Annotated in this window: 14 protein-coding genes and 1 other annotated feature; all 14 genes read left to right on the top strand. The window is 33.3% G+C overall.

Annotation, left to right across the window (positions count from 1 at the left end; genetic code table 11):
• Positions 1-148: 148 nt before the first annotated feature.
• The 14 genes from lonB (at position 149) to IMX26_RS06075 (ending at position 18227) form a co-directional block, all read left to right on the top strand.
• Positions 149-1807, top strand: coding sequence for an ATP-dependent protease LonB (gene lonB / locus IMX26_RS06130; RefSeq protein WP_195160798.1), 1659 nt, complete (start codon positions 149-151; stop codon positions 1805-1807).
• A 276-nt stretch (positions 1808-2083) separates the two neighbouring features.
• A complete protein-coding gene (gene lon, locus IMX26_RS06125) occupies positions 2084-4393 on the top strand; it encodes an endopeptidase La (RefSeq protein WP_195160797.1) in 2310 nt (769 codons plus the stop codon).
• 2 nt (positions 4394-4395) lie between these two features.
• Positions 4396-4977 (top strand): ribosome biogenesis GTP-binding protein YihA/YsxC, encoded by a 582-nt coding sequence (yihA, locus tag IMX26_RS06120; RefSeq protein WP_195160796.1) that lies wholly within the window; start codon positions 4396-4398, stop codon positions 4975-4977.
• 62 nt (positions 4978-5039) lie between these two features.
• Positions 5040-6440: an oxaloacetate decarboxylase subunit alpha gene (locus tag IMX26_RS06115; RefSeq protein ID WP_195160795.1), complete on the top strand. Its 1401-nt coding sequence runs from the start codon at positions 5040-5042 to the stop codon at positions 6438-6440.
• A 287-nt stretch (positions 6441-6727) separates the two neighbouring features.
• On the top strand, positions 6728-8044 hold the full coding sequence (locus IMX26_RS06110) for a hypothetical protein (RefSeq protein WP_195160794.1): 1317 nt from the start codon (positions 6728-6730) through the stop codon (positions 8042-8044).
• A 129-nt stretch (positions 8045-8173) separates the two neighbouring features.
• Positions 8174-8384: a binding site (T-box leader), on the top strand.
• Between the two features lie 219 nt (positions 8385-8603).
• Entirely contained in the window at positions 8604-11255 is a 2652-nt protein-coding gene (locus IMX26_RS06105) for a valine--tRNA ligase (RefSeq protein WP_195160793.1), read from the top strand.
• A 12-nt stretch (positions 11256-11267) separates the two neighbouring features.
• Positions 11268-12563 (top strand): folylpolyglutamate synthase/dihydrofolate synthase family protein, encoded by a 1296-nt coding sequence (locus IMX26_RS06100; RefSeq protein ID WP_195160792.1) that lies wholly within the window; start codon positions 11268-11270, stop codon positions 12561-12563.
• A gap of 160 nt (positions 12564-12723) precedes the next feature.
• Positions 12724-13065 (top strand): transposase, encoded by a 342-nt coding sequence (locus tag IMX26_RS18285; protein ID WP_347707883.1) that lies wholly within the window; start codon positions 12724-12726, stop codon positions 13063-13065.
• Positions 13062-13880, top strand: coding sequence for a hypothetical protein (locus tag IMX26_RS18280; protein WP_347707898.1), 819 nt, complete (start codon positions 13062-13064; stop codon positions 13878-13880). Before IMX26_RS18285 ends, IMX26_RS18280 begins: the two co-directional genes overlap by 4 nt.
• Positions 13881-13936: 56 nt before the next feature.
• Entirely contained in the window at positions 13937-14470 is a 534-nt protein-coding gene (locus tag IMX26_RS18275) for a transposase (protein ID WP_347707897.1), read from the top strand.
• Positions 14471-14891: 421 nt separating this feature from the next.
• Complete coding sequence (locus IMX26_RS06090) at positions 14892-15800, top strand: ABC transporter ATP-binding protein (protein WP_195160791.1); 909 nt, start codon at positions 14892-14894, stop codon at positions 15798-15800.
• A gap of 3 nt (positions 15801-15803) precedes the next feature.
• The gene (locus tag IMX26_RS06085) at positions 15804-16547 is read left to right on the top strand and encodes an ABC transporter permease (protein ID WP_195160790.1); all 744 of its coding nucleotides are present in this window, start codon (positions 15804-15806) and stop codon (positions 16545-16547) included.
• 448 nt (positions 16548-16995) lie between these two features.
• Complete coding sequence (locus IMX26_RS06080; RefSeq protein WP_195160789.1) at positions 16996-17352, top strand: hypothetical protein; 357 nt, start codon at positions 16996-16998, stop codon at positions 17350-17352.
• A 185-nt stretch (positions 17353-17537) separates the two neighbouring features.
• Complete coding sequence (locus IMX26_RS06075; RefSeq protein WP_195160788.1) at positions 17538-18227, top strand: hypothetical protein; 690 nt, start codon at positions 17538-17540, stop codon at positions 18225-18227.
• Positions 18228-18272: the final 45 nt, after the last annotated feature.

Genomic DNA, 18272 nt, shown 5'->3' with positions numbered 1-18272 from the left:
GATTCATTATTTTTCTAGAAAAATTAAATTTTTCATTATAACCTACTGCTATATAGGAAATAATAAAACAGGTATCCTAACTCTCCTAAAAGAGTTATTTTAGTTTTTAGGGTTTTATAGGGTATTTACTAATTGCGGGGGTGCAGGAATGAACGGTTATACTGGTGTTATTACAATCTTAAATTTTTTATTTGCAGCTATTATAGGTATTTACTTTTTGCGATTATTATTAACTCAAAACAATTCTCAACAGGCAATAGTTAAAGAATCACGTTCAGAGCTAGAAAAACTAAGACAAAAAAGAGCTATAAAACTAAGTGAGCCTTTGTCAGAAAAAACACGGCCTAAAAGTTTTGATGAAATAATAGGACAAGAGGATGCTATTAGAATGTTAAGGGCTGCCTTATGTGGTCCTAATCCACAGCATATATTAATATATGGACCTCCTGGAGTAGGTAAAACTGCTGCTGCCCGTTTAGTACTTGAAGAAGCCAAAAGAAATATTGTTTCACCTTTTAGAGCTAATGCTGTATTTATAGAACTAGATGCAGCAACCGCAAGGTTTGATGAGAGAGGTATAGCAGATCCTTTAATAGGCTCTGTGCATGACCCAATTTATCAAGGCGCAGGTTCTATGGGGGTTGCTGGTATACCGCAGCCTAAACCCGGAGCGGTAAGTAAAGCCCATGGTGGGATTTTATTTATTGATGAAATTGGCGAATTACATAATATTCAAATAAATAAACTACTAAAAGTTTTAGAGGATAGAAAAGTTTTATTAGAAAGTGCATATTATAGTAAAGAAAACAGTAAAATACCCGAACATATACATAGTATTTTTCAAAAGGGCCTACCCGCTGATTTTAGGCTTATAGGGGCAACAACTAGGTCTCCTAATGAAATAATACCTGCGATACGTTCAAGATGCCTGGAAATATATTTTAGACCTTTAACTGCTTCAGATATCATGGTTATAGCTAAAAATGCTAGCCAAAGAATATCCATGGAACTTAATCAAAAAGCCTTATCTACAATTGGCAGATATGCTCAAAATGGTCGTGAGGCAGTAAACTTGGTTCAAATTGCTGCAGGCTTAGCAATGGTTGAAAAGCGTAAAGAAATAAAATCAAGTGACGTAGACTGGTTAATAAACTGTAGTAGATTACAACCACGCCACTCATTACAAATTGCAGATAATCCTCAGGTTGGTTTAGCGTATGGTATGGCTGTTTTTAATAATCATACGGGTGCATTAATTGAGGTAGAGGCTGTGGTTAAAGCTGTAGCAAGTGGTAAAGGCTCTATTAGAGTAAGCGGTATTGTTAGTGAAGAAGAGTTTGGTGGAAATGGGCATAAAGTAAAAAGAAGAAGTATGGCGCATGACTCAGTAGAAAACGCTTTAACTATGTTAGCAAAAGAGTATGATATTGCTATAGATTCATATGATATACATATTAACTTTGCTGGTGGAGCACCCGTTGATGGTCCCTCAGCAGGTATAACTATATCTAGTGCTCTATATAGTGCCTTTACTGGAATTCCAATAGCCAATAACGTAGTTATGACAGGTGAGGTATCATTAAGGGCGCAAATAAAGCCTATTGGTGGAGTCATTGATAAATTAAGAGCTGCTTCACGAAATAATGAGGTAGATATCGCCATAATCCCTCAAGAGAACTGGCAAGATGCATTTTGTGACTATCCCGGCGTAAAAGTTATACCTGTAAGCAGTTTTAGTGAAGTTTTACCACACATATTAATAGATGTAGAGCGAGTTAAATATACTACAGAAGCTGTAGGGCAGTAATTTAAAACTAAAAACAATAATAACTTTTGTTATTTTGCTAACGAGTGAATGTTTGAATTGCAAGCTAAACATTTTACTAATGTGATATTTCGCGTTGCAGTAGCCAGTATTTAAACGTATACCTAAGGTATACACATTACGCGAAAGCACACCACGTAATCAACTTGTTAATTACAAACCACACGAAGCTACAAGCGAATACACTAAGGGGCTGTCGCTTTAGCGTTCATTTTGCTAATGCGTGAGCCCTATTATTATATTTTCGGAGGTGCCTCAATGTCAAAAAGGAATATTCCTGTTATACCATTGAGAGGAACAGCTGTTTTTCCATATACTATGATAACCCTCGATGTAGGGCGTAAATCATCGCTTATTGCGATTGAAAAGAGTGTTAATAACGATGATTTAGTGTGTTTAGTACAGCAAGTTAACGCTTCGCAAGAATATCCACAAGCCGAAGACTTGTATGAGATTGGTGTTGTTGCAGCAATAAGACAAATAATTAAAGTGCCAGGAGGGTTAGCAAGAGTACTTGTAGAGGGTATGGAAAGAGTTGTTGTAATTTCATTTAAAGCAAGCAATCCCTACCTACAGGCAGAGGTAGCAGACTTTAACACAGTTGATGAAGCTAATGATAATATACTCATTGTTTTAAGGGCAGTTAAAGAGGCATTTGTCAAGTTTTTATCATTAAATCATAACATCCAATTTGAGGATATTACAGCATTAACAGATATCGACAGTGCTGAACAATTAGGTGATTTAATAGGTGGTAATATGCCATTTTCAGTAGAAAAAAAACAAGAACTCTTAGAGACAAAATCACTCTACAATCGCTTAGAAAAACTTTTAGCATACTTACATGAAGAAATTGCTCTTTTAAAAATAGACCAAAATATTCAAAAACAGGTACAGGAAAAGCTAGAAGATACTCAGCGTGAGTACTATTTGCGAGAGCAATTAAGAACCATAAAAACAGAGCTCGGTTTAAGAGAAAAGAGTACCCCCGAGTTTGCTAAGTACACCAATAAACTCAGTGATTTTGATTTAAATAAAGACGTAGAAGAAAAACTTTTACAAGAAATAGAGCGTTTAAGTAAGGCACCTAAAGGTTCACCAGAGCGCTCAATAATTGAGAACTACTTAAACCTATGTTTAAGCCTACCTTGGAATAACCTAGATAATGAGGATATGGAAATTGCTGAGGCTGAAAGAATTTTAAATGAAGACCATTATGGTTTAAAAAAAGTTAAAGAACGAATAATAGAGTATATGGCAGTTTTAAAGTTAACTAATAACTTAAAAGGGCCTATTTTATGTTTTGTGGGACCACCTGGCGTTGGTAAAACTTCCTTAGCCAAGTCTATAGCAAGGGCTTTAGGAAGAAAGTTTATTAGCAGTTCTTTGGGTGGAATAAAAGATGAAGCTGCTATTCGAGGACATAGACGTACTTATGTTGGCGCAATGCCTGGAAGAGTGATAAAATCATTAAAACGCGTTAAAACAAGAAATCCTTTATTTTTATTCGATGAAATAGATAAAATGAGTAGCGACTATAGGGGTGACCCATCTTCTGCAATGTTAGAGGTACTAGACCCCGAGCAAAACTATCAGTTTACAGATCACTACCTAGATTTGCCGTTTGATTTAAGTAAAGTAATATTTGTAACAACAGCTAATACAACACATAATATACCTAAACCATTACTAGATAGAATGGAGTTAATAACCTTACCAGGATATACTGAAGAAGAAAAAGCCGAAATAGCATTACTACACCTGTTCCCTAAACAGTTAATAGCTCATGGCTTAAAGAAAACACAGCTAAAAATAGATGATAAGGCGATAAAAGTAATTATTAATGAGTACACTCGTGAAGCAGGAGTTAGGGAATTAGAGCGAAAAATTGCCTCTATATGTCGTAAGGTTGCTAAAAAAATAGTTGCTAAAGAACGCACGCGCTTTACAATATCACAAAAAAATGTTAGAGATTTATTAGGCAAACCTATTTTTAGAGTAGACTTATTATCTGATGGCAATCAAGTTGGAATTGCAACTGCTTTAGCCTATACAGAGGTTGGTGGTGAAACAATGCCTGTAGAGGTTGTTATCTCTAGTGGTGAGGGTAAACTGAAGTTAACAGGTAAACTAGGTAATGTAATGAAAGAATCAGCTCAAACTGCCTTAAGCTATTTACATTCACAGGCAGGAAAGTACCTAATTCCAGATGAGGTATTTAGCAAAAACGATATTCATGTTCATGTACCACAGGGGGCAGTTCCTAAAGATGGCCCTTCAGCTGGCATAACCATTGCAGTTGCATTATTATCTGCACTAGTTAAAAAACCTGTGCAAAATAGATTTGGATTTACTGGTGAAATAACACTTAGTGGCAGGGTGTTGCCAATAGGGGGGTTAAAGGAAAAATTACTAGCAGCTAAGCGCGTTGGGGTAAAAACTGTTATAATACCAAAGGCGAATGTAAATGATTTAATTGACATACCAAAGTCAGTTGAGAGGGCCTTAAAAATAATTGCAGTAGAAAATGTAGATCAAGTATTAAAAGTAGCGTTAAAAGGTGATTAAAAATGAAAATAAAACAATCGGAGTTTATAAAATCGGCTCCTACATTAGAACATTGTCCAACTACGGGTTTTGCGGAATTTGCTTTTGCAGGTCGTTCTAATGTAGGTAAATCTTCACTACTTAACTATTTAGTTAACAAAAAAAAACTAGCAAGAACTAGCTCATCACCCGGTAGAACCCAGACCTTTAATTATTACTTAATTAATAATTCTTTTTACTTTGTAGACTTGCCAGGTTATGGCTATGCTAAGGTTAGTATAGACATGCGTAAAAAATGGCGCCATGAAATGGAACGTTATATGGAAAATCGTGACCAACTTAAAGGTGTAATTCAGGTTACAGATATCAGACATGATGCCACAGCCTTAGATAAAGAAATGGCTAATTATCTACAACATTTAAATATTCCGTGGCTTTTAGTAATAACTAAAGCAGATAAAATTGGTAAAACAAAGCAAAAACAACAAGCTCTGAAAATTGCTAGAGAATTAGGAATGAAAGACCCTAACAGAATGTTTGTTATTTCAAGTGAAAAAAAATTTGGTGGAGATTCATTGATAAATGAGTTGGCAAATTTGATTTAATAGGGTACAATAGAAATACTGTATACAATAAACTATATATCAAAGAGGCGGGAAGTGAAGTAATGGATAAAAGATTAAAAATAACCGATACCACTTTGCGAGATGGCCATCAGTCATTATGGGCTACAAGAATGAAAACTGAGGATATGTTACCTATTCTCGAAAAGATGGATTCAGTTGGCTTTTACTCAATGGAAGTTTGGGGCGGCGCAACATTTGACTCTTGTTTAAGGTATTTAAATGAAGATCCATGGGATCGCCTTGATGAAATTCGCAAACGTGTTAAAAATACTAAGTTACAGATGTTGTTAAGAGGTCAAAATATCTTAGGATATAAACATTATCCTGATGATATTTTACAGAAATTTGTTGAAAAAACTGTTGAACATGGCATAGATATTTTACGTATTTTTGATGCTTTAAATGATGTACGTAATATGCAAAAAGCTATCGAATTTACTAAAAAAGCTGGCGGTATTGCTGAGGGTACAGTTGTATATACAATAAGCCCAGTACATGATATAAAACACTACATTAAAACAGCCAAAGAATTAGTTCAAATTGGTTGCGATCAAATTTGTCTTAAGGATATGGCAGGTATTTTAAAGCCATATTTAGCTCGTGATTTAATCAAACAAATGAAAAAGGAACTCAACGTACCTATTCATCTTCATACTCATATGACAAGTGGTATGGGTAATATGATGTACATGCAAGCAATTGAATCTGGTGTAGATATTATAGACCTAGCATTTGCTCCTCTAGCTATGGGAACATCACAGCCTGCTACTGGACCTATGGTTGCTACTCTACAGGGTACACCTTATGATACAGGTTTAGATTCAGAGTTATTGTCTGAAATAGCTGAGTATTTCGAAGGCATTAAAAAGAAATACCCCGAGTCTAAATTAGTGGACAAGTCTGTAGATATTAATGTATTAAAGTATCAGGTACCTGGTGGAATGTTATCTAACTTTAGAAAACAGTTAGAGGGTCAATTAGACAAAATACCTGCTGTATTAGCAGAGGTTCCACGTGTTCGTAAAGACTTAGGTTATCCACCATTGGTTACACCATCAAGTCAAATGGTAGGTGCGCAATCAGTTATGAATGTTTTAGCTGGTGAGAGATATAAAATGGTTACTAATGAGGTTAAAAATTATCTCAAAGGTTACTATGGAAGACCACCAGGAACAATTGACGAAGAATTTCGTAGAAGCATAATTGGTGATGCTGAGGTTATTACCTGTAGACCTGCTGAAACACTAAAGCCTGGTTATGAAGATGCTAAAAAAGCCATTGCTGAATATATGGAGAAAGACGAAGACGTATTGTCTTACGCTGCTTTCCCACAGGTTGCAGAAAAATATTTAAAACTCCGCCAAACAAAAAAGTATAAAGTAGACTATGAGACTTTAAATGAACATGAAGAAGCCGGAGATAAAGGCGTTCACCCAATTTAAACTAATATAACATATTAAATATAAAAATATATTAGGAAAAAATTATATTACGAGTTATAATAACTAATAGTATATGTTACTTCTTAGTATTAAAAAAAAGTAGAAGCGAACATTTTATGTGTTCGCTTCATTTTGTTAACAGAGTTAACAAAATGATAGCCTGTTGATAGTGTTTGTTATTAAGGTGTGCAACATACACAGGTAATAAAAGAAAGGGCATTTTATCAACAGTATATCTAGAGCATATTACATGTTCATTATATATTTAGTAAACAGGAGGATATTGTATGGTTAAGGGCATTGTGCTTTCAGTATTAGCAGTGGCGGTTGTTATCTTTTTCATTACAAAATTTGTTAAGAAATTTAAACTAACAAAAAAATACATAACAACTTTGTTTCAAAAGGTCTTTCCTAAAATAGCTTTTAATGATGAAAGTATTATTATAGAAAGCTTTGAACCTCAACAAATGAAGACTGAAAATTACATCAATGATAAATATTATTACCAAATCAATGCTAAAGATAACAGTGGTAAACAGTACCTTTTTGAGGGATGTATATATGATCCATCTGCTGACTACGCTGAAGAGCAATTCGAAGCAGAGCAAAAAAAATCTCGCCCAAAAGATGAGTCAATGAACTCAACTGGTGCTGGATTAGCTACATCTACTCATTCAGCTGGGATAGAAATGGCGCAAGGAATGCTTAGAGATCAAGCAAAACTTGAAAAAGAGGGAAGAGTAATTGAGGTTAGAACCAAAAAGTTTGCTATAGATGTTGAAATAACTAAAAAGATTAATGAATACAGTAATATTGTACCTAAAATATATTTTTTTGATGAAAAGAAAAATTTTGTATTAACTGAATTTTGTGGTTTAACATTGCTCAAAGATGTGTTGGTAAACATAGAGGATACTCAAAAATTAGATTTAATAAAAACAATTACAATTCAATTAGCCCATGCCCATAATGCATTTAAAAATGTTTCATTATTGGTACCATCACGTAGAGCAATGCAAGCAGAAGATTTTCGTAAAATGTTACATTCTGGTTTAAAACAGCTTGTTAAGGCTAAGCTATTATCAGAGGCTCAAATAAATGACTTATTAAACGAATACTATAGTACAGCAGTTTGGTTAGGAGACAACTTTGAACGTAATATTAGATTTAAATCATTAACTCCTTATGAAATGTTTGTAAATGACAATAATCCAGTAATTAGAAATTGGAGCGACTATGATACTAGCTCAGATATGACTAATTTAATAGATTTACTAAAAGACCCCATAGTTGATTTATCTATAGAGCAAGAAGAAGAGTTTGTGAAACTATATAGACAAACCCGTTTTGGTGATAAAAACTATGAGCAAATAATAAAGCAGTATCACTTAAATAGTTGTCATATCTTAACCGTTCAACTATGTTATATGATTTTATATATAAAAAGTAAACTGCAATCAAATGTAGATACAGATGTATTAGTAAACTGGGATCAAGAACATTTTGATAGACTATTTAGCAATGCACTAAATACTTGGTCTTTATATGAAGAGAGTAGAGATTATGCAGCTAAACTAAAAGAAGTATTTGATAGTATTGCTTAGCTTGCTTAAAATTATATGCAGTAGCCTTAAACAATGAGCTAAAGATAATTAAGTCAAGAAAGTGAAGTTGAGATTTAAGCTTTAAATACATTGACATTAACGCAAATTTTATGATATATTACAAAAAAATCATAACCTAAGATTGGGAAGAGTAATTAGAATAAGCAAGTAGAGATAATGGGTCCTAGGCTGAAAACCTGTTTTTGAAAGATCTAATGAACGTAGCCCATGAGGTGTTGTTGCGAACTTAAGTAGTAACAACCGGTAATTCCGTTATAATTATAAAGTGTTGCTAGATAGCAAAATTAAGGTGGTACCGCGGAGCTCTTTCGTCCTTTATTAAAGATGAAAGGGTTTTTTTTATTGTAGTGGATTAAGCAGTTGACAGAGCAATGGACGTAGTAGATGTAGCTATTGTAGTGGAGGGCTTCATGTCCTCCAATAGGGAGTTGAGTTACAAGCAACCGTAACTTTAAACCCAATCGCTATAACCATTGTTAAAACAAGGTTAGAACCATTGCTAAATCTATGTATAAACAATCGTAATAGGAGGATTATTATGTCACAACAAATACCAAAGAATTATAATCATACAGACACCGAAAAAAAATGGTATAAATTATGGGAAGAAAAGGGCTATTTTAAACCAGTAAAAAGAGACCCTTCTAAGGGTAAGTTTTCAATAATGATGCCTCCCCCTAATGTAACAGGTCAATTGCATATAGGTCATGCTTTAGACATGACTTTACAAGATATATTAGTTCGTTATAAACGCCAACAAGGTTACGAAGCATGTTGGATTCCTGGTACAGATCATGCGGGAATTGCCACCCAACGTAAGGTACGAGATGCCCTACGTAAAGAGGGAATAGACATGCAGGACCTAGGTAGGGAGAAGTTTATAGAGAGAGTATGGCAATGGAAAGATAAATACGGTAGTACAATTACAAATCAATTACGTGCTTTAGGTAGCTCTTGTGATTGGGATCGAGAATCCTTTACTATGGATGAAAGGTGCTCTAAGGCCGTTAAAGAAGCCTTTGTAAGCCTTTATGAAAAGGGTTTAATATATAAAGGTAGTTATATAATTAACTGGTGTCCAGAGTGTGGTACAACACTTTCCGACATAGAAGTAGAACACCACGAGAGTGCTGGTAAACTATATCATGTAGCTTACCCTTTAGCTGAGGGTGAGGGAGAGATTATTATAGCGACTACCAGACCCGAAACAATACTAGGTGATGTTGCGGTAGCAGTGCATCCGGATGATGAGCGTTACAAACATTTAGTTGGCAAACATTGTATTCTACCAATTGCCAACCGTAAAATACCAATTGTTGCTGACTACTATGTAGAAAAAGAGTTTGGTTCTGGTGCTGTTAAAATAACACCTGCACATGACCCAAATGACTTTGCTATTGGGCAACGACATAACTTACCAGAAATAAATATAATGAATGAAGACGCTACCATCAATGAAAATGGAGCTCCTTACACTGGTATGAGCCGATACGATTGTCGTAAAGCGTTAATTAGAGACTTAGAGGGAATTGGTTTACTACGAAACATAGAAGACCACCAACATAACGTTGGCCACTGTACCCGCTGTGAAACTACAGTTGAGCCACTAATTAAAAATCAGTGGTTTGTAAAAATGAAACCTTTAGCTGAAAGAGCCATTGAGGCTGCCCGTAAAAAAGACGTAAAATTTGTACCTGATAGATTTGAAAAAATATATTTACAGTGGTTAGAAAAAATTAGAGACTGGTGTATTAGTCGTCAATTATGGTGGGGACATCAAATTCCTGCATGGTATTGTACCTGTGGTGAAATAATAGTAAGCAAAGAGACTCCAAGCACTTGCCCTAAATGTGGTGGTAAAAACCTAATACAAGATGAAGATGTGTTAGACACATGGTTTAGTTCAGCATTATGGCCATTCTCTACCCAAGGCTGGCCTGACCTAAAGCCAGAACAACTAGATTTTTATCCTACTTCTACTTTAGTAACTGGTTACGATATAATCTTCTTTTGGGTTGTGAGAATGATAACTATGGGTTTAGAGTGTACAGATCAAGTGCCATTCGATACTGTTTTATTACATGGTTTAGTTCGAGATAGCCAGGGTCGAAAAATGAGTAAAAGTTTAGGCAATGGGGTAGACCCACTAGAGGCTATTGCTGATTTTGGAGCAGATGTATTACGCTTTACCCTAGTAACTGGCAATACTCCGGGTAACGATATGCGTTTTCATATGGAAAGACTAGAGTCTAACCGCAACTTTACCAACAAAATGTGGAATGCTGCTCGTTTTGTACAGCTTAACTTAGCTGAATTTAAATGGAGTGATATAAACTTAACAGAAAACTTGTCTTTGGCAGATAAGTGGATATTAAGTAGATTTAGTACCCTTATAACAGAAATTAATAGAGTTGTTAATCGTTATGAATTTGGTGAAGCAGCACGTATGTTATATGACTTTTTGTGGAGTGAATACTGCGATTGGTATATTGAAATGGCTAAACCTCGCTTATATAGTGATAATGAAGCAGATAAGTTAACTACACGTTCAGTGTTAATAACTGTGCTTAGTGGTACTTTACAGCTTCTACATCCATTTATGCCATTTATCACAGAAGAACTTTGGCAGTCATTGCCTCACAAAGGTGAGTCGATTGTAATTACTGCACTACCAGAAGCAAACTATTACAACGAAGACACTGAAAAAGTAATGGCGGTATTAATGGACGCAGTTCGTTCAATTAGAAACATTCGTCAAGAATCAGATGTTAAACCTAGTCAAAGAATAAAAGCCATAATAATGGCAGATAACATAGAGACTCAGCAGATGTTTATTAAAAATGAAATATATCTAAAGACTCTAGCTGGTTTAGGTGAGCTTGAGGTTAAACTGTTGCAAAAAGATCAAGCACCTACTGAAGAGGCGTTAACAGCTATCGTAAGTGGGGCAACAATTTACTTGCCACTAGCAGGGTTAATAGACTTAGCTAAAGAGACTGAACGTTTACAGAAGGAGTTAAAACGATTACAAGGTGAGGTTAAAAGGGCTAACGGCAAAATAAATAATGAAAAATTTGTTAGTAAAGCTCCAGCCCATATTGTTGATGCTGAACGCCAAAAACTAGAGGATTACAAAGCACAGCTTCAGGCAGTAAAAGATAGAATTGCTAGTTTAGCAAAATTAAAATAGTGAGGGTTATAATTGAATTATCAACAAGCAATAGATTATATACATGGAATAGAGAGATTTGGAAGTAAACCAGGTTTAGCAAGAACTAAAGAGCTTTTAAAGCATCTTGGTTCTCCCGAAAAATCATTGAAGTTTGTTCATGTAGCAGGTACTAATGGTAAAGGATCAACCTCTGCTTTTATTACTGGCATGTTACAAGAAGCTGGTTATAGAGTAGGTTTATATATATCTCCATTTTTAGAGAGATTTAATGAACGTATTCAAATAAACCGTTGTGAAATACCCAACAATGAGTTAGCTATATTAGTAACGCAAATTAAATTAATCTGCGAAGAGATAAGTAAAACACCAGTTGGTCATCCAACTCAGTTCGAAATAACAACAGCACTTGCTTTAAAGTATTATGCTGAGCAAAAGGTTGATATTGTAGTGCTTGAGGTTGGCTTAGGTGGTAGGTTTGATGCTACCAATGTAATACCAGCTCCAGAAGTAGCGGTAATAACCACAATTGGTTTTGATCATCAGGCAATACTTGGTGATACTCTTGCCAAAATAGCTTATGAAAAGGCTGGGATAATTAAAAAGAATAGCATAGTTATTACAGGTGTAAAGGATAACGAATCGCTAGCTGTAATTACTAAAAGAGTAAACGAAGAAGAGGCAACATTGTATGCCATTAATAAAAACTTTGCCAGTAAAAATAGAGAGTTTAAGTTGCAAAGTCAGCAGTTTACTTACGAAAGCCTAAATAGTGACTTATATGATATTAGTATTTCACTAAACGGTATTCATCAAGTAGATAATGCCTGTGTGGCAATTGCTGCTGTAGAGGTACTTCAAAGCAAGGGGTATAAAATATCTTGGCAGGCTATAACTGAGGGCATAAAAAAAGTGAAATGGCCAGGTAGAATGGAAGTAGTAGCTAAAAAACCAACTATAATACTAGATGGTGCCCATAATACCCATGGTACAAAAGCCTTAGCAAAATCTATGAGGGAGCTAAAGCAAAATAAAAGAATTATAACTGTAATAGGTATCTTAAAAGATAAAGACTTTGCTGAAATGATAGAGCATATTGCTGATTTAACAGACTATGCTATTATTACAGCTCCAGATTATTACAGAGCATTAAATATAAATGTTTTAGCAGAAGAGGCTAAGAAACTAATAAAAAATGTTAGAGCAATTGTACCTGTAACAAAGGCAATTGAGCAAGCTAAAAAAATAGCTAATGAAGACGACATAATATTAGTGACAGGCTCCTTATACACTATAGGTGAGGCTCGTTCATTTTTAACTAAAGAGTAAATCTTACTAAATATATGTTATCTTAAGGGGTTGTCGGGAAATACAATCCTAAAAAGCAACAATACTCGAAAGAGTAGAGTTGCTTATTTTAATATGAAAAGAAAAAAGATGGTCAAAAAAGACCATCTCGTTCCCGCTACATTGTATAATGTAACTACACATGAAACAAGAATATTATAATCAATTTTTCAAAAAAGGACAACTAAAAATAAACTTCAAACTATCAGAAATAGGATTGCCAGCCAATGACCCAGTCTATACCTTAATAAAAATATTGGAGGAATTAAACTATACTAGCCTGTTAGCTAGATATAAAAATAGAGGAAGAAAAGGCTATAATCCAATAATGATGTATGCAGTTATGGTGTATGCGAACATGCAAGGAGTAAGTTCGGTAGATAAAATAGTAGAATTATGTGAACGAGATATAGTATATATATCGCTAACTAAGGGGAGACTCCAAAGCGAGATGCTTTTTATCAGTTCTTCAATAATAAATTGACAGTTGAAATATTAGAAGACTTACATTATCAATTTATAAGAACATTGCAAAAAGAAAACTATGTTACTCTAAAGCAATTGTATATAGATGGAACTAAAATAGAGGCAAATGCTAATCGTTATACATTTGTTTGGCGAGGTAGTATTAACTATCACTTAGCAGGGCTATTAGATAACATAGATAACTTATATACAAGATATAACATCTTTATTAAAAATGGTGGCTATGACCAAAAATACAAATTGGCAGATACCATTATGTTTAGTATTCAGGGAATAGACAAAGTAAAAAAAATAATTGCCCAAAATCGTAAACGCAAGAATAAAGGGCAAAAGAAAAGATCAAATAACACTATCATAGAAATTGACAATACCTCACCGATCAAGCTATTAAAATTACAAGCTAATCTTATAAAAATAGCTAAGGGAGAAGGAATTACCTTCACAAGTGGTAAAGGTAAACCAAAAAATGAGCTTCAAAAGCTATATGAGCAACTAGAAACCTATAGTAAGCAATTACTAAAATACAAAACACATTTTAAGATTATGGGAACTGACCGTAATAGCTACTCTAAAACAGATATTGAAGCAACCTTTATGAGAATGAAAGATGACCACATGAAAAATGGGCAATTAAAACCAGCATATAATGTTCAGATAGCTGTAGAAAATTACTTTATTATTCATAGTTACATCAGTAATGACCGAACAGACTATAATACCCTTATCCCATTACTTAATAAACATAAAACACATTTTGGATATTATCCAGATGGGACAACTACAGATAGTGGCTATTGTAGTGAAAAAACCTAATTTACTTACATGAACGTAAAATACAAAGTTTTATAAAACTACAAGAACATGAGAAGATGAAAACAAGAGCCTATTTTCAAAATATCGGAAAACACTATAACATGAAAAAAGTAGATTGTGAAAAACCTTATTATATTTGTCATAATAACCGCAAGCTTTTACATAGTCATAGTGAAAAACATAAAGAAAATGGATACACAAAAACCTTTGAGGTTTATGCCTGTGATGATTGTAATGGCTGTCATCTCAAACCACAGTGTTTATATAAATATAATGAAGAAAAACATGCTCATAAAAATAAAATTATGAAAGTTAATGAACTATGGGAGACCTTAAAAAAGAACTCATATACTAATATACAAAGTGAGAAAGGTATCTTAAATAGACAAATACGCTCAATCCAAACGGAAGGTCACTTTGGAGATATAAAAGGCAATCAGAAATTTAGACGCTTTAATTACCGCTCTTCAGAAAAAGTGTATAAACAGTTTCTATTATATGTTTTCTCTAGAAATATTAATAAATACCATCGTTTTCAAAATGGTAAATTACATAAATATGAAGGTAAAACAGTAGGTAATGTTGCTTAATTGAAAAAGCTTCTCTTTAGCCACTGTACCTTTATTTGTTATACCCAAAATTCAATATTAGACCATAAAATAAGAAACCTACTAGGTCATGTACACTGTTCTTTAGTGTTATACCTAGCAGGTTTTTATTACTTCTTGTTTTTAGGGGCTAAAATTCCTATTTCACGACAACCCCTTTGTTTATTTAAGACAATAACTAGCTTGCTATAATATTTAATTTAGGTACTAATTTTAATATAATAAAAGGAAGATTATTAACATAAATTAAAGGGTTTCGCCATAATAAATAAGAAGTAAACCTAAAGTATTACTTAATTAAACCCCCAATAATACATAATCAAGTACTGGTATGTTCAAAAACTAGAGCTGTAATGTTAAGCTTTTTCTAGATTTTATACTTTAGAAGTAGGAGGCAAGTATTATGAGTATTATAAAAGTTGAAAACCTAACTAAAACATATGGACAACTCAAAGCTGTAGATGATATATCTTTTAACATAAAAAAAGGAGAAATATTTGGTGTGTTAGGGCCAAATGGGGCAGGCAAAACTACAACGCTCGAATGTATTGTAGGTCTTAAAGATGTAACAGCAGGTAAAATAAAAGTATTATCATTCGACCCTAAAAAGGACAGACATACCTTATTTAAGGAAATAGGAGTACAGTTACAAGAAACAAGTTATCAAGATAAAATAAAAGTATATGAACTATGTGAGTTGTTTGAGAACTTTTATGATGAGCCATACTCTTATGTTGAGTTACTAAAACGCTTTGATTTATTGGATAAACGCAAGTCATATATAAACAAACTATCGGGCGGGCAAAAACAAAAACTCTCAATAATATTAGCACTTATCTCTAATCCTAAAATAATATTTTTAGATGAATTAACAACGGGGTTAGACCCAGCAGCTCGTAGAGATATGTGGAGGTACTTAAAAGACCTCAAAGATGAAGGTAGAACCATAATAATGACCACCCATTACATGGAAGAGGCAGAGTATTTATGTGATCGCTTAGCTATAATGTATGAGGGGAAAATTAAAGCTATTGGCACAGTAGCTGAAGTTATTGCTAGCTCCAACATAGATATTGAAATAACCTTTACCACCACCGATGAAGTTGAACAAGCCTTAGAACATAAACTAAGTAATGCCTGTATAGAACAACACAATGGTTTTGTTAAAATAACTACCCAAAAAGAAGAGACCATAAAAGCTTTAATAAGAGTTTTAGTAGAGCTAGGAATAGACTATAACAAACTAAACATAAAACGACCAAATCTAGAGAATAGCTTTATTAAAATGACTGGGAAGAGAATGGGGGAATAACAAATGTCTAATTTTATAAAAGTCACAAAAATCGAGTTTAAATTATATTTTAGAGAGTTTATGAATGTATTCTTTGCAATTGTCTTTCCAATTATGATGTTATTAATATTTGGATCTATCTATGGTAATGACCCCTCAACATTTTTTGATGGACATGGGGCAGTAGATGTATTGGTTCCATCTTATATTTGTATGATTATTGCCGTAAATGGCTTAATGAGCTTACCCTTAGTAATAGCAGATTATCGCAATAAAAAAATACTAAAAAGATTTAAAGCAACCCCGCTAAACCCAAGAGACATTCTACTATCTCAATATGTAGTAATGTTTGTAATGACAATAATAGGAACAATATTTATGATATTATTCGGTAAAATAGTTTTTAATCTACATTTTTTAGGTAGCCTGTTGCCAACATTGATAGCCTTTGTTTTAATATCAGTAAGCATGTTTTCGATAGGCTTGTTAATAGCAGGAGTTTCACCCAATAGTAAAGCAGCAAATATTATCGCTTATATAATCTATTTTCCGATGTTATTTTTATCTGGAGCTACGCTTCCTTTAGAAATGATGCCAGCTGGTGTGCTAAGAGTGTCAAATGTATTACCTCTAACCTACGCCGTAAAATTACTGCAAGGTGTATGGCTAGGAGAAAGCTTAGGCTCACATTTAGCTAATATAGCAATATTAGGATCAGTGTTTGTGCTGTTAACCGGGTTAGCAATAGCCCTCTTTAAATGGGAGTAATTTTAGCGAGAATCAACGCTCTCGAAATTTTGCAGAATTTTTTAAGGTAAGATATTTTGTAAGCAAAAATCTTTGTTGTACGAAAAAAATAAGCAGAGGGAGTACCACATGTACACCCTCTGCTTATTTTTATCTAGTGCCTTGATAGTGAACATTTTCGAAAACGTTATTGCAACAATTCTTAATCCTTAAATCGTAATTAACAGAAACGCTTGACCAGTAGGGGAGGGGTTCTCCCTCCTAAAAGCAACACCTATCACTCTCATATACAAAATACCAACCCCAAAACATAGTAACAACATAGGTGCATTATAAACTCATGGTCAAATAAATAACCCTCTGTTCCTAATTAAATCGTTTAACTATAAACAACTCTGGGTATATATCCATATAACATTAGTGCCATAAATAGAATTTTAATATAATAAATTAATCTAGGAGAAATACAATGCGTAAATTAATAATAGCAGTTATCTTGTTAATAACCTTGGCCTTAGGCATATTTTTATATCTAAACGAACCAAAAAATACTGAACTAAACTCTATTAAGCCACTAAAATATACAAAGCAACAAACTGAGTTGCTTGAGACTTTAAATCTTAAAGACAAAGTGAAAGTTTTTAAATTTAATTATGATAAAAGCGTTGAGGTGGTTAATGTTTCTGTAAGCCTCTATTGCAAAGGTTCTTTAGTTCACGAGAATAACGGTTTAACTTACATATACGACGATAATATTACTGATGTTAACAATCAACTAAAAAATGGGGAGATAGTGTTAAATTATAGTACAGATAAAAGGATATAGTAATAATATTATAGAACAATGTTCGCAAGATTTATCTTATTTAAAAGAACTGAACTGGGCTATTGTCACAAAAGTAAGAGTAAAATAATAAAACATATTGTAGTAAACTTATTCCTTTTTAGTTACTTTACAATATAATTTGCTTATCATAAAATTACTACTACAATTATTAAAGAGGTATTATTATGTCTAGTAATTCAATAGAATATAAACCTAGCAAATTCATAAAATTATTAAATAGAATTAAATACGCCGCTAAAATTAAAAAAAATAGCCTTAAGCTATTTTGTATTAATGGCTATCAAAACATAAACATAAATGATATTAGATTTATTAAATTAGTAAAATCTAATACTAAAAAAAATGCTTATGCTTTTTGTATTGTCTTAAAAAATGAACAACTTTATTACTTTGTTAATACCCTATTTAATAAAAAGACCTTTGTAAAATTCATTAACAGACTATTAAAATTAAACACTAATATAGAAATAGATATTAGTATTAAAGATATTCTAGCTGGTAAAGAAAAACTAGAGTTAGGATTTAAATTTAAAATAGATAAAACAAAAACTATTTCTGAAATTGACAAAGAGTTTTCTAAAAAACACCCGGTTTTAGACTTAGTAATAGCTTTAACAGGATTATTATTTTTAATACTAGGTGTATTTGTGGGTGGTGCTATAGGTATTGAAACATCAACCTTAGCGAACCCTATCTTAAAACCATTATTTTACGCTGTAGGATTTGGTAGCTTGGCGTTTCCGTTCACAAATATAGTTGCAGCTTATTTTGGTGCTTATTTAGGGCATAAAGTAACCTATTACCCTTTGTTATTTTCATTAGTCACATTAGCCATTGGAATTTTTTGTCCATAATAAAAAGTAAGGTTAATTCATATCAACCTTACTTTAGAGTGTTTA

The sequence above is a fragment of the Clostridium sp. 'deep sea' genome (assembly GCF_014931565.1).
Lineage (GTDB): Bacteria > Bacillota > UBA994 > PWPR01 > PWPR01.
The sequence above is the reverse complement of the archived record's forward strand: the minus strand, read 5'-3'. Positions and strand labels throughout refer to the sequence as shown.

Excerpts from the sequence above, each read along its gene's own strand:
- lonB (WP_195160798.1), top strand. The coding sequence starts at position 149 with ATGAACGGTTATACTGGTGTTATTACAATCTTAAATTTTTTATTTGCA.
- lon (WP_195160797.1), top strand. The coding sequence starts at position 2,084 with ATGTCAAAAAGGAATATTCCTGTTATACCATTGAGAGGAACAGCTGTT.
- yihA (WP_195160796.1), top strand. The coding sequence starts at position 4,396 with ATGAAAATAAAACAATCGGAGTTTATAAAATCGGCTCCTACATTAGAA.
- IMX26_RS06115 (WP_195160795.1), top strand. The coding sequence starts at position 5,040 with ATGGATAAAAGATTAAAAATAACCGATACCACTTTGCGAGATGGCCAT.
- IMX26_RS06110 (WP_195160794.1), top strand. The coding sequence starts at position 6,728 with ATGGTTAAGGGCATTGTGCTTTCAGTATTAGCAGTGGCGGTTGTTATC.
- IMX26_RS06105 (WP_195160793.1), top strand. The coding sequence starts at position 8,604 with ATGTCACAACAAATACCAAAGAATTATAATCATACAGACACCGAAAAA.
- IMX26_RS18285 (WP_347707883.1), top strand. The coding sequence starts at position 12,724 with ATGAAACAAGAATATTATAATCAATTTTTCAAAAAAGGACAACTAAAA.
- IMX26_RS18275 (WP_347707897.1), top strand. The coding sequence starts at position 13,937 with ATGAAAACAAGAGCCTATTTTCAAAATATCGGAAAACACTATAACATG.
- IMX26_RS06090 (WP_195160791.1), top strand. The coding sequence starts at position 14,892 with ATGAGTATTATAAAAGTTGAAAACCTAACTAAAACATATGGACAACTC.
- IMX26_RS06085 (WP_195160790.1), top strand. The coding sequence starts at position 15,804 with ATGTCTAATTTTATAAAAGTCACAAAAATCGAGTTTAAATTATATTTT.
- IMX26_RS06080 (WP_195160789.1), top strand. The coding sequence starts at position 16,996 with ATGCGTAAATTAATAATAGCAGTTATCTTGTTAATAACCTTGGCCTTA.
- IMX26_RS06075 (WP_195160788.1), top strand. The coding sequence starts at position 17,538 with ATGTCTAGTAATTCAATAGAATATAAACCTAGCAAATTCATAAAATTA.